We start from the raw sequence: 13,928 nt of genomic DNA, 5'->3' as shown, positions 1-13,928 counted from the left end.
AGATAGTTGATCTTACACACACAAAGGAGTCAACACAACTCCACATCATACCCTTATCCCACCTTTGGTGGTTAAGTCCTCGACCGATTAGTACTGGTCCGCTCCACATATCACTACGCTTCCACTTCCAGCCTATCTACCTGATAATCTTTCAGGGGTCTTACTTCCTTAAAGGAATGGGAGATCTCATCTTGAAGGGGGCTTCACGCTTAGATGCTTTCAGCGTTTATCCTTTCCACACATAGCTACCCAGCGATGCCAATGGCTTGACAACTGGTACACCAGCGGTATGTCCATCCCGGTCCTCTCGTACTAAGGATAGCTCTTCTCAAATCTCCAACGCCCGCGACGGATAGGGACCGAACTGTCTCACGACGTTCTGAACCCAGCTCGCGTACCGCTTTAATGGGCGAACAGCCCAACCCTTGGGACCGACTACAGCCCCAGGATGCGATGAGCCGACATCGAGGTGCCAAACCTCCCCGTCGATGTGAACTCTTGGGGGAGATAAGCCTGTTATCCCCAGGGTAGCTTTTATCCGTTGAGCGATGGCCCTTCCATACGGTACCACCGGATCACTAAGCCCGACTTTCGTCCCTGCTCGACTTGTAGGTCTCGCAGTCAAGCTCCCTTTTGCCTTTACACTCTACGAATGATTTCCAACCATTCTGAGGGAACCTTTGGGCGCCTCCGTTACATTTTAGGAGGCGACCGCCCCAGTCAAACTGTCCATCTGACACTGTCTCCCGACCGGTTAACGGTCGTGGGTTAGAGTGGCCATACAGCGAGGTAGTATCCCACCAACGCCTCCACCAAGACTGGCGTCCTGGCTTCATAGGCTCCTACCTATCCTGTACAAGCTGTACAGACACTCAATATCAAACTACAGTAAAGCTCCATGGGGTCTTTCCGTCCTGTCGCGGGTAACCTGCATTTTCACAGGTACTATAATTTCACCGAGTCTCTCGTTGAGACAGTGCCCAAATCGTTACACCTTTCGTGCGGGTCGGAACTTACCCGACAAGGAATTTCGCTACCTTAGGACCGTTATAGTTACGGCCGCCGTTTACTGGGGCTTCAATTCAGAGCTTCGCCGAAGCTAACCCTTCCTCTTAACCTTCCAGCACCGGGCAGGTGTCAGCCCCTATACATCTTCTTTCGAATTAGCAGAGACCTGTGTTTTTGGTAAACAGTCGCTTGGGCCTATTCACTGCGGCTGACCAATTGGTCAGCACCCCTTCTCCCGAAGTTACGGGGTCATTTTGCCGAGTTCCTTAACGAGAGTTCTCTCGATCGATCACCTTAGGATTCTCTCCTCGACTACCTGTGTCGGTTTGCGGTACGGGCAGCCTACTTCTAACTAGAAGCTTTTCTTGGCAGTGTGACATCAGATGCTTCGGTACTCTAATTCCCTCCCCATCACAACTTGTCCGTGCGAGAAAAAGCATTTGACTCTTTCTCAGACTTATTGCTTGGACACGCTATTCCATCAGCGTGCTCATCTTAGCCTTCTGCGTCCCTCCATTGTTCAAACAAAGCAGACTGGTACAGGAATCTCTACCTGTTGTCCATCGCTTACGCCTTTCGGCCTCAGCTTAGGTCCCGACTAACCCTGGGAGGACGAGCCTTCCCCAGGAAACCTTAGTCATTCGGTGGACGGGATTCTCACCCGTCTTTCGCTACTCATACCGGCATTCTCACTTCTAAGCGCTCCACAAGTCCTCACGATCTTGCTTCAACGCCCTTAGAACGCTCTCCTACCATAGAACCATTGGTTCTATCCGTGGCTTCGGCACCTTGTTTAGCCCCGATACATTTTCGGCGCAGGGCCACTCGACTAGTGAGCTATTACGCACTCTTTAAATGATGGCTGCTTCTGAGCCAACATCCTAGTTGTCTAAGCAGCCCCACATCCTTTTCCACTTAACAAGAATTTGGGGCCTTAGCCGACGGTCTGGGCTGTTTCCCTTTCCACTACGGATCTTATCACTCGCAGTGTGACTCCCGGATCTACATCTGTGGCATTCGGAGTTTATCAGGATTCGGTAACCCGATAAGGGCCCCTAGTCCAAACAGTCGCTCTACCTCCACGATGCATATTATCCGAGGCTAGCCCTAAAGCTATTTCGGAGACCACCATCTCCAAGTTCGATTGGAATTTCTCCGCTACCCACACCTCATCCCAGCACTTTTCAACGTACACGGGTTCGGGCCTCCAGTGCATTTCACTGCACCTTCACCCTGGACATGGGTAGGTCACTTGGTTTCGGGTCGACGACGGCATACTCAACGCCCTATTCAGACTCGCTTTCGCTGCGGCTCCACCTCTTCGGCTTAACCTTGCATGTCATCGTCACTCGCCGGTCCATTCTACAAAAGGTACGCCATCACCCATTAACGGGCTCTGACTACTTGTAAGCACACGGTTTCAGGTGCTGTTTCACTCCCCTTCCGGGGTTCTTTTCACCTTTCCCTCACGGTACTGGTTCACTATCGGTCACTAGGTAGTATTTAGGCTTGGGAGATGGTCCTCCCGGATTCCGACGGAATTTCTCGTGTTCCGCCGTACTCAGGATACCGGCTAGGCAAGTTTGAATGTCGCATACGGGGCTTTCACCCTGTCTCGCATGACTTTCCAGTCATTTCTGCTATTCGCTCTCGTCCATGTCGCCAGTCCTACAACCCCAAAAGGCAAGCCTTTTGGTTTGGCCTCTTCCCGTTTCGCTCGCCGCTACTCAGGGAATCGCATTTGCTTTCTCTTCCTGCAGGTACTTAGATGTTTCAGTTCCCTGCGTTACCTTATCCATAGCTATGTATTCACTACAGATATATCACTTGATGAAAAGTGATGGGTTCCCCCATTCGGAAATCTCCGGATCAAAGCTTACTTACAGCTCCCCGAAGCATATCGGCGTTAGTCCCGTCCTTCATCGGCTCCTAGTGCCAAGGCATTCACCGTGCGCCCTTATTCACTTAACCTGACGGTTAAGGGTATTTATAGCGCTGAGTGTCTTGTCTAAACAAGACGGTCTCAGTTTTATTTTGTTTCGGTGTTGTGTCTTAACTTTTGTGTTTGTTATATAATCAACTATCTAGTTTTCAAAGAACAATGGCGATTCTTTTTCAGAATCGCTAATGGAGCCTAGCGGGATCGAACCGCTGACCTCCTGCGTGCAAGGCAGGCGCTCTCCCAGCTGAGCTAAGGCCCCATAATATTTTATTAATGAGAAAAAAATCTCTCAAAACTAAACAAAGTAATCATCAAATGTGTAGGCTCCGTTTGCCCTAATGGCAATATCCTTAGAAAGGAGGTGATCCAGCCGCACCTTCCGATACGGCTACCTTGTTACGACTTCACCCCAATCATCCATCCCACCTTCGGCGGCTGGCTCCCCTAAGGGTTACCCTACCGACTTCGGGTGTTACAAACTCTCGTGGTGTGACGGGCGGTGTGTACAAGACCCGGGAACGTATTCACCGCGACGTTCTGATTCGCGATTACTAGCGATTCCAGCTTCATGCAGGCGAGTTGCAGCCTGCAATCCGAACTGAGAATGGCTTTAAGAGATTGGCTAGACCTTGCGGTTTTGCGACTCGTTGTACCATCCATTGTAGCACGTGTGTAGCCCAGATCATAAGGGGCATGATGATTTGACGTCATCCCCGCCTTCCTCCGGTTTATCACCGGCAGTCTCGCTAGAGTGCCCAACTGAATGCTGGCAACTAACAATAAGGGTTGCGCTCGTTACGGGACTTAACCCAACATCTCACGACACGAGCTGACGACAACCATGCACCACCTGTCACTCTGTCCCCGAAGGGAAAGCCCAATTTCTTGGGTTGTCAGAGGATGTCAAGATCTGGTAAGGTTCTTCGCGTTGCTTCGAATTAAACCACATGCTCCACCGCTTGTGCGGGTCCCCGTCAATTCCTTTGAGTTTCAGCCTTGCGGCCGTACTCCCCAGGCGGAGTGCTTAATGCGTTAGCTCCAGCACTGAAGGGCGGAAACCCTCCAACACTTAGCACTCATCGTTTACGGCGTGGACTACCAGGGTATCTAATCCTGTTTGCTCCCCACGCTTTCGAGCCTCAGCGTCAATTACAGACCAGAAAGTCGCCTTCGCCACTGGTGTTCCTCCATATATCTACGCATTTCACCGCTACACATGGAATTCCACTTTCCTCTTCTGCATTCAAGTCTACCAGTTTCCAATGACCCTCCACGGTTGAGCCGTGGGCTTTCACATCAGACTTAATAGACCGCCTGCGCTCGCTTTACGCCCAATAAATCCGGACAACGCTTGTCACCTACGTATTACCGCGGCTGCTGGCACGTAGTTAGCCGTGACTTTCTGGTTAGATACCGTCAAGGAGGTGCCAGTTACTACACCTCTTGTTCTTCTCTAACAACAGAGCTTTACGATCCGAAAACCTTCATCACTCACGCGGCATTGCTCCATCAGGCTTTCGCCCATTGTGGAAGATTCCCTACTGCTGCCTCCCGTAGGAGTCTGGGCCGTGTCTCAGTCCCAGTGTGGCCGATCACCCTCTCAGGTCGGCTACGTATCAATGCCTTGGTAAGCCATTACCTTACCAACTAGCTAATACGCCGCGGGGCCATCCATAAGCGATAGCCGAAGCCATCTTTAATGATTAAAGCATGCGCTAAAATCACCTATGCGGTATTAGCACCCGTTTCCGGATGTTATCCCCCTCTTATGGGCAGGTTCCCCACGTGTTACTCACCCGTTCGCCACTCTTCCGCACTCTGCAAGCAGAGTGCTTCATCGTTCGACTTGCATGTATTAGGCATGCCGCCAGCGTTCGTCCTGAGCCAGGATCAAACTCTCAATTTTAAGTTTGAAATAGCTCGTGTTACATAATTCCGAGTTAAACATGTTAACTCGTTTGTGTTGCCTTGGCCCAATAAATTGGACACAAGACACCTGCACATTTGATTGTTTACTTTGTTCAGTTTTCAAAGATCTATTTCGTTCAATCGCTGACGACGTGATGTGTCAACTAGTACAATATTACAGGCTTTCAATTCGATTGTCAAGAACTTTTTTGAATTTATTTTGAAATAATTCAAAAAACGTAAGCGCTACCTTTAGCTCTATGACAACTATTTGAGTATACCGTGTCATGGTTTAAAAGTCAACCATATTTTATCATTTCTTTGTTGCCACACAACTAAATATGTTTTGCAGCAACGTGTTTAATAATAACAGGATATTATGCTACCGTCAAGTTATTTATAATTTTCTCCATGTATTTCTTTATATCACCTTAATGTCAACGTGCTTCATGATGCTTACTAAAAAATGACGTTTTAAAACTGGGGTAAATCACCCTGTTTTAAAACGTCATTTTTAATTATCGATAATTATTCGTTGTCCTCGTTTTCAGATGCATTAGAATCGTTTTCTTCGAGCTTTATTTTTTCTTTTTTTCTTTTTAATTTTGCCATTTGGATCGAAGGCTTTAATTGAGAGTCGGATTTGCCATTGCCGCTTACTGCTTCTTCTATTGATTTAAGTTCATATTCACCGGCAACATCACCATAATACTTATTGTAACGTCTCTTAAACTGTTGAAACGCATGCACAACCATAACTTTCAAGATAGCATAAATCGGCACACCAAAGATCAGGCCGAAAAGTCCAAGCATATCACCCATAACTAATAAGACGATAATAATCGTTAAGGGGTGGACATTAAGTTGTTTACCCATTATGTTCGGTTCTATTAAATTTCCATCAATAAACTGCACAACCATCCATACAAGCAATAGCTGAGCCACCATCCACCACGAATCAATTAAAGCAATGACAAGAGCCGGAATAAAAGCGAGCGTCGGCCCTATATAGGGAATGATCGATGTGAATCCGGCAATCACAGCTAATACGCCGTTATATTCTAAGCCTATTATGGAGAAACCGATGAACATCATCACACCAATAGAGGTTGCAATAATCAGCTGCCCCTTCACATAGGCACCAACTTGTGAATTCACTTCGGAAGTTACGCGCACGAGATCCTCTCTCCATTTTGGCGGTGAAACTGACAAGACGGCATTTAGGAAGCGTTGTTCATCTTTAAGTAAAAAGAATAAAATAATGGGAAATGTCACGATCGTTACAACGATATTGGTTACGCTGGACACGACACTTGACAAGCCACTAAATCCTTCAGATAAGTACTGATCTATATTATCCGGGATGCCTGCAACAAAACTTTCTCCTTCTTGTATAAATGATTCAATATCTTCTCCAAACGGAAGATTAGCTACCCATCCCGTTATAGATTCTAAAAATGAATCTATAAAACTAGGAAAGTCATCAACAAAATTAGTTACTTGATCACGTAATAGCGGGAAAAGCAAGGCTATTCCTAGCGTCATTAAACCGATAAGTAATAAAAATAAGATGCCAACTCCATATACCCGTTTCACTTTATGTTTTTCTAGAAAATCCACGAAGGGACTGAACAGATAATAAAGTAATAACGCAATCACAAAAGGTACTAAAACATTTGAAACAAGGACTAATAGGGGGGTGAAAATATAGCTCACCTGATTAAACAAGAAAAAAGTGATACCCAATAATATGAGCACAACTAAAGTATAAACTAAATCATTACCACCTAAAAAATTAATCCACCTGGTTTTTTTCATTCTCTCTCCTTCTTTCCATTCATTTGTATCTTTACTTAGTACATTATAGCAGTTCATGTATAAATACGAAGAAAAACGATTTTTAAAGTATAAAATAATAAAAACACAAGGAAAGAGGTGACCCTTCTCTATCCCTTGTGTTACATTTTACGACTTTAAGACTTTAATTATTTTCAATATTTTTCATTGTTGGGAATAATAAGACATCTCGAATGGTGTGAGCATCCGTAAGCAGCATCACTAGACGGTCGATTCCGATTCCTAAACCACCGGTAGGCGGCATACCGTATTCCAAAGCTTCGATAAATTCTTCGTCAATCTCCTGAGCTTCATCGTTTCCTTGCGCTTTCTCTTTCATTTGCGCTTCAAAACGTTCGCGTTGATCAATTGGATCATTTAACTCACTAAATGCATTAGCATATTCATGTTTAGCAATAAATAATTCGAAGCGATCGGTGAAGCGTGCATCCTCTTTGTTTTTCTTAGCTAAAGGAGATATCTCTACAGGATGACCATAAACAAAGGTTGGCTGGATCAATTTATCCTCAACAAATACTTCGAAGAATTCGTTGACTACATGTCCAAAAGTAGCGTAATCATCTATTTCAACATTATGCTCTCCAGCTAATTGACGCGCCTCTTCGTTCGTGTATTTTTTAAAGAAGTCTATACCCGTTTCTTCTTTGATCATATCCACCATGTGACGACGTGCCCATTTCCCACCAAGCTGGATCGTTTCTTCTCCATATGGCAATTCTGTTTTACCTAATACTTTTTGGGAGACTGTCTGAATAAGCTTTTCAGTCAGATCCATGACATCTTCCATATCGTGAAAAGCAGTATATAGTTCCAGCATCGTAAATTCCGGATTATGTGTGGTATCGATCCCCTCGTTACGGAATACACGTCCAATTTCATAAACCTTCTCCATACCACCAACGATTAGACGCTTCAGATGCAACTCAATGGCGATACGTAAATAAAGCTCCATATCTAATGCATTGTGGTGAGTCGTGAATGGTTTAGCCGCTGCTCCACCTGCAATATTATGCAGTAGTGGCGTTTCCACTTCCAGATAATCTAACCCATTCAAATGATTTCTTATTTCCTGAATGATTTGACTGCGCTTAGTAAAGCGTTCAAAACTGTCTTCATTAGAAATCAGATCCAAATAGCGTTGACGGTATTTCTGCTCGACATTAGTTAGACCATGGTATTTGTCAGGTAATGGACGTAACGCTTTAGCGAGATAGGTTAATTCGCTCGCACGAACCGTCACTTCACCGGTATTAGTTTTCATGACTGTTCCTTCGATACCAAAAAAGTCACCTAAATCCGCCTGTTTGAAGCTCTCATATTGCTCATCTCCGATAGCATCTTTACGAACATACAGTTGGATCAAGCCGTTTTTATCTTTCAGATGAGCAAATCCGGCTTTCCCTTTTCCACGTTTTGTCATTAAACGGCCTGCAACTTTGACAGTTATTTCGGTGTCATGTAATTCTTCTTTAGTTTTTTCATCATAGGTTTCGTGTAGTTCAGAAGAATAGTGTGTCCGCTCATAACGATCTCCAAACGGATCGATTCCGCGCTCTTTCAATTCATGCATTTTTTGACGTCGAACAAGTATTTGATCAGTTACTGTTTCTTGATTTTGTTTTTCTTCAGACACTACTGCCACTCCATTCTTTTATGCTCTTAATTATATATCCTGTTGTCTTTTAATCGTCGAACGCTTTTTCCCGACTTTTCTTTTAAGAGTTTTTATACTTCTATAGTAAAATCCTGCTATATTTCAATTATTTTTTGGGCTTTTTACTTCTCTTAAGTTATCGTAGTCAGCTCTTACTGCTCATTCTAAATTATCGTACCATAATTTTTGTGAGTCATAAAGAAAAAGTTGCAGAAACACTACGGCATATCTGTTTCTTCTTTCAATTCATTCAGTTCTTCTTCGTCGAATTGATAAGTGGTTCGGCAAAAATGACACATCGCATCTGCCCCATGATCTTCCTCGATCATTTCCTGTATTTCTTTTTTTCCTAATGCAATGATAGCATCTTTGAAACGTTCTTTTGAACAATTGCATTTAAACGAGACAGGTATGGCCTCTAGTATACGGGCAGATCGATCTGTAACTAATCGGTCAAGTATTTGTTCCGGTGTTTCACCTTCGTCCATCAACTTGGACATTAAAGGTAAGTTGGTGATTGCTTCTTCTACTTTTGCAATTGTTTCGTCTTCTGCATCAGGTAACACCTGCATCATAAATCCTCCAGCCGCTTTGACCGTTTCATCCGGGTTAACTAGTACGGATAGACCAATGGCGGAAGGCACTTGTTCACTGTTAGCCATATAATAGGTGAAATCTTCTCCAAGCTCTCCACTTATCAATGGAACTTGTCCCACAAACGGTCGTTTCATATTTAGATCTTTGCTTACTGTCAACATCCCGTCTGTACCTACCGCACCTTTAACATCAATTTTCCCTTGTTCATTTAAAGGTAAACTTACTTGAGGGTTTTTGATATACCCTTTTGTTTCTCCTTTACCATTGCTGTCTACTAGAATATAACCTACAGGACCCTTACCATCGATACGCACGGTTAGTTTTTCGTCACCTTTTAGTGTTGTCCCGAGCAACGTCGTCCCTACCATTGCTCTGCCTAGAGCTGCGGTAGCCGCACTCCACGTGCCATGTTTTTCCTGAGCTGTTTTCACCATGTTCGTTGCATCGACGACATATACGCGGATTTGGTCATTATAACCCAATGCTTTAATTAGTTTATCTGGCATTTTCTCACATTCCTTTTTTTCGAATTGAATTATTTACTTGTTTACATGGAAAGAAGAGGAGGCGAATAATCCGCCATCCTCTTCTCTACTTGTTACGCTTTTGGTTCTTCGGCCTTTTCATCTGAATTCTCAATTTCTTGATCATCTGATTCATCCGAAGCTTCATCTGTCTGTCTATCTTCATATTGTTTTTCGCGTTCTCTTTCTTTTTTCTCACGCAGGGCTTTGACTTCTTCAAATGACATGCCGATTTCCTCTTTTTCAGGATCTCTTTCAGCTTCTTCACTCTCGCGAGGGAATTCTGTTGCAGCTTTAACATCGTTAGAAGGCATTTCACCTTTTTCAAATAGTGATTTAATTTGTTTCTCGTCCAGCGTTTCAATTTCAAGTAGTTTCTGAGCGATTAAATGATGAGCATCTTGATGTTCTTCAATGATGCGTCTAGCTTCAGCGTGTGCTTCATTTAAAAGACGCAGCACTTCTTGATCTATTTGATACGCGAACTGTTCAGAATAAGCTTTGGATTGAGAGTAATCTCTACCTAAGAACACTTGGCCGCCACCTTCATATTGAACAGGTCCAAGTAAGTCACTCATTCCGTATTCGGTTACCATGCTTCTAGCAATTTGCGTTGCTTGCTGGAAGTCGTTTGATGCTCCACTTGACTGAGAATCAAAGATGATTTCTTCAGCTACACGACCACCTAAGAGTCCAACAAGTTGTTCACTTAATTCTTTTTTCGTCATCAAGAAGCGATCTTCTCTTGGAAGCATGATTGCGTATCCGCCTGCACGTCCACGAGGAACAATCGTTACCTTATGAACAATACGAGCATCACTTAATACCAATCCGACGATGGTATGTCCCGCTTCATGATAAGCGACCATTGAACGTTCTATTTCAGAAATGACACGGTCTTTTTTAGCCGGTCCAGCAATCACTCGATCGTGTGCTTCGTCAAGATCTAATGCTTCGATCTGCTTGCTGTCACGTCTCGCCGCAACCAAGGCTGCTTCGTTCAGCAAGTTTTCTAAATCGGCACCGGAGAATCCGGGCGTTTGTCTAGCAATGATTTTTAAATCAACATTTGAAGCCAATGGTTTGTTTCTGGAATGGACTTTCAGAATCGCTTCTCGTCCTTTAACATCCGGTCTTCCAACCATGATACGTCTATCAAAACGTCCTGGTCTGAGTAAAGCAGGGTCTAATACGTCTTGACGGTTCGTTGCCGCAATAACAATTACTCCCTCATTACCTGTAAAACCATCCATTTCGACGAGCAACTGGTTCAAGGTTTGTTCACGTTCGTCGTGTCCGCCACCCATACCAGCACCACGCTGACGTCCTACAGCATCGATTTCATCGATAAAGATGATGGATGGAGCAGTTTTTTTCGCATTTTCAAATAAATCTCTTACACGACTTGCCCCAACACCTACGAACATCTCAACAAATTCAGAACCTGAAATTGAGAAGAAAGGTACACCAGCTTCACCAGCGACTGCTTTTGCAAGCAGTGTCTTACCTGTTCCGGGAGGTCCTTCTAGCAATACTCCTGCCGGAATACGTGCGCCTAAGTTAGCAAAGCGTCTTGGATCTTTCAAGAACTCGACGATTTCTACTAATTCTTCTTTTTCTTCATCCGCACCAGCGACATCCGAAAAACGCACTTTACTTGTTTTAGCGTCACTTTCTTTCGCTTTGGATTTCCCAAAGTTCATCACGCCTCGGCCACCGCCACCTGCGCCGCCACCTTGACCTGCTTGACTCATCATGAAATAAATGAATCCAACAAAGAGTAAGAGTGGTAAGAATGAGAAGAGTAGACTTGTCCATATGCCTGTCGTCGGTTCTTCGACAGAAACAATATTGACCTCATTTTCTCTAGCGATTTGATACATTTCATTTACGATATTGTCATTCGTTAAAATATATGTGGTGAATTGTGATGCATCTTGTTGTTCCAGTCCACCAAAGATATTAACATTTTCATCTTGTTCTATTTCTACTTCTTGTCCTTCACGAAACTGCCCAATAATTTCATATACACCTGCTGTTGGCTGCACTTGAAATTCTTCTATACGATCATCTTCCAAATAATTAATAAATTCAGTTGAACTTACACTCTCTGAAGCTTGATCTTGTCCGCCACTAGTCGCCCAACTTGCAATACCAATTACTGCAAGAAAAACGATGACGTAGAAGAGGCCACTTTTGAAAAATCCTTTCTTCATGTCATCCTCCGTTTTTCACTTGTATTTTTATTACTATTTAAGCTTTGCTTAGAATAATAGTCTTGTATATGTTAACACACTTGACCATTTTTGACTATGAATTTTGTTTGATGATTCTGCCTTACCTGAGTGAAAACATCTGTCTTATAATCTAGACCAATTTCTTACTGATATATTTCAGGTTTCAGTATACCAATAAACGGTAGATTGCGGTAATTTTCAGCATAATCCAAACCATATCCTACGACAAATTCATGGGGAACATTGAAACCGACCCAATCTGCTTGGATATCGATTTTACGTCCTGAAGGTTTATCCAGTATCGTCACGATTTTTACAGATGCTGCTTTGCGGTACTTGAACATATCTTTCAAGTAGGCTAACGTGCCACCTGTATCGATGATATCTTCGACGAATAAGACATGACGTCCTTCAACGTTGGTATCTAAATCTTTTAAAATTTTCACTTCACCAGAAGAAATTGTTTCGTTACCATAGCTCGATACATCCATGAAATCGATTTCCAGATATATATCCATCTGTTTGATCAGATCTGCCATAAACGGTAATCCACCTTTTAATACACCCACGAGTAAAGGATTTTTTCCATCATACTCTTTTGAAAGAATTGCTGCGAGTTCCTTCACTTTTTTCTGAATTTCTTCTTCAGAGATTAAAATTCTTTCCATATCTTTTTTCATGTTTCCGATCCCCTTTTTGAATGTATTCATTAAGTCCTGCATAGTCCCTTTCTGGTATACAAGTACGTAGCTAATTGTATCAGTTAATGGGTTGAGTGACAACGGGGATTCTTTGTAGTTTATCAGCCAGATGACCTGCCCCTGATTATCCCTAACAAGCCAAGCTTCATCACGTTGTCGTCTAGGCACTTTCTGATCAATAAAGATATCTTTGATTTTTTTTGAACCCTTGAGTCCTTTAACTTTCATTTTATCTCCAGGCTTTCGGTGTCTTACGGTTAAAGGATGCTCAAGTTGTTCTTCATTCAAATAGAAGACACGACACTTTTGACTATCCATCTTTTTGAAGGCATCATACGAAAAGAGTCCAATCCTCTCATCATCATTTAACGGTTGCCATTTATTGACTTCCAAAGTGATCGGCGTTTTTATAAGCTCCGTCTGTTTCATTTGAGTTTCTTCAACTTTTTCGATCACACACGTATCGTATTCTTTACGAGCGACAACTTGATTGGGTAATTCAAGAACGGTATTGGGACCTCCAGAGCCAAACCAATCGACTAGCATACCAATATGTGTTTGACTGATTATGTATGCACCCTGACCACTAAATTCCTTAAAGGCTCGACGTAACACAATTTTTTGAAATCCGGATTCTTGTTTTGAAAATGATGGTAGTTTGATCGATAGACTCTTGCGGGTGATTTGAAATGACCGTCTGATTTCTTCATTGATCAACGGTTCAACAGCCTTGAGCAGAGCTTCAATGTCTTTTGAAAATTCATAAACGTGTTTTTCTACTGCGGGGTTTTCTTTCTTTAATTCTGGAATAATATGGTGTCTGTAACGATTACGGGTATACTCCATTGAGGTGTTACTCTCGTCTTCTCGCCAGGCTATACTGTTTTTCTCAGCATAATTTCTAATCATTTCTTTTGAATACGGAAGAAGCAGTCTTAAAACAGCTTTTCCATTATGCATACGTTTAGCAGAAATACCCGTCAATTCGTCTAGTGAACTTCCTTTTACGAATCGCATGAGTATTGTTTCAATTTGATCATCACGGTGATGTGCAGTCAAGATGAAGGAACTGTTTGTTTCTTTAGCAACATTGTCGAAAAAGTGATACCGTGTTTTCCTGGCTTCCTGTTCGACACCTGAATCAGGGTGCTCGGATTTTGGCCACTGATACACATACACAGGTACATCATACTTGCCGACCCACTCTTTTATGAAGTTTTCTTCTTCATCCGAGTCGTTTCTGAGATGGTGGTTGATGTGAGCGACAATTATAGCTGGTTTGTATTCAACAGGCAGTCGATTGATCATGTCAAACAGCACCATCGAATCTACCCCACCGGAAACACCAATGACTACAGATTCTCCCGCTTGCCAGTAGCCCTTTGATTTCACCTGATTCAAAAAATCATCAGTCATATTCATCGTTTCTCAAACCTTCCACCGATGCGACTTGTTATTTATTTATAAGTAAAAAGGATTCAGGGATACCCCTAAACCCTT

At 43.2% G+C, this 13,928-nt stretch carries 5 protein-coding genes, 1 tRNA gene, 2 rRNA genes and 1 pseudogene; all 9 read right to left on the bottom strand.

Features of this window, described 5'->3' with window-relative positions; all coding sequences use genetic code 11:
- Positions 1-67 precede the first annotated feature (67 nt).
- Positions 68-2,979: ribosomal RNA gene (locus ACO1PF_RS08120) — 23S ribosomal RNA — on the bottom strand.
- A 157-nt stretch (positions 2,980-3,136) separates the two neighbouring features.
- Positions 3,137-3,209: transfer RNA gene (locus tag ACO1PF_RS08115), tRNA-Ala, on the bottom strand.
- 95 nt (positions 3,210-3,304) lie between these two features.
- Positions 3,305-4,856 (bottom strand): 16S ribosomal RNA (locus ACO1PF_RS08110).
- The 16S and 23S rRNA genes sit together here with 1 tRNA gene alongside, the layout of an rRNA operon.
- A 530-nt stretch (positions 4,857-5,386) precedes the next feature.
- On the bottom strand, positions 5,387-6,676 hold the full coding sequence (locus tag ACO1PF_RS08105) for an AI-2E family transporter (RefSeq protein WP_423188562.1): 1,290 nt from the start codon (positions 6,674-6,676) through the stop codon (positions 5,387-5,389).
- 163 nt (positions 6,677-6,839) lie between these two features.
- On the bottom strand, positions 6,840-8,348 hold the full coding sequence (gene lysS / locus ACO1PF_RS08100; protein ID WP_423188561.1) for a lysine--tRNA ligase: 1,509 nt from the start codon (positions 8,346-8,348) through the stop codon (positions 6,840-6,842).
- Positions 8,349-8,587: 239 nt separating this feature from the next.
- Complete coding sequence (hslO, locus tag ACO1PF_RS08095) at positions 8,588-9,472, bottom strand: Hsp33 family molecular chaperone HslO (RefSeq protein WP_423188560.1); 885 nt, start codon at positions 9,470-9,472, stop codon at positions 8,588-8,590.
- 92 nt (positions 9,473-9,564) lie between these two features.
- The gene (gene ftsH / locus ACO1PF_RS08090; RefSeq protein WP_423188559.1) at positions 9,565-11,706 is read right to left on the bottom strand and encodes an ATP-dependent zinc metalloprotease FtsH; all 2,142 of its coding nucleotides are present in this window, start codon (positions 11,704-11,706) and stop codon (positions 9,565-9,567) included.
- Between the two features lie 164 nt (positions 11,707-11,870).
- Complete coding sequence (gene hpt, locus ACO1PF_RS08085; RefSeq protein WP_423190529.1) at positions 11,871-12,407, bottom strand: hypoxanthine phosphoribosyltransferase; 537 nt, start codon at positions 12,405-12,407, stop codon at positions 11,871-11,873.
- A 174-nt stretch (positions 12,408-12,581) separates the two neighbouring features.
- Positions 12,582-13,736: pseudogene (gene tilS, locus ACO1PF_RS08080) on the bottom strand (tRNA lysidine(34) synthetase TilS); the annotation flags it as partial.
- Positions 13,737-13,928: the final 192 nt, after the last annotated feature.

Source organism: Alkalibacterium sp. f15 (genome assembly GCF_049389645.1).
In the GTDB taxonomy this organism is placed as follows: Bacteria; Bacillota; Bacilli; order Lactobacillales; family Carnobacteriaceae_A; genus Alkalibacterium.
The sequence above is the reverse complement of the archived record's forward strand: the minus strand, read 5'-3'. Positions and strand labels throughout refer to the sequence as shown.

Excerpts from the sequence above, each read along its gene's own strand:
- ftsH (WP_423188559.1), bottom strand. The coding sequence starts at position 11,706 with ATGAAGAAAGGATTTTTCAAAAGTGGCCTCTTCTACGTCATCGTTTTT.
- hpt (WP_423190529.1), bottom strand. The coding sequence starts at position 12,407 with ATGAAAAAAGATATGGAAAGAATTTTAATCTCTGAAGAAGAAATTCAG.
- ACO1PF_RS08105 (WP_423188562.1), bottom strand. The coding sequence starts at position 6,676 with ATGAAAAAAACCAGGTGGATTAATTTTTTAGGTGGTAATGATTTAGTT.
- hslO (WP_423188560.1), bottom strand. The coding sequence starts at position 9,472 with ATGCCAGATAAACTAATTAAAGCATTGGGTTATAATGACCAAATCCGC.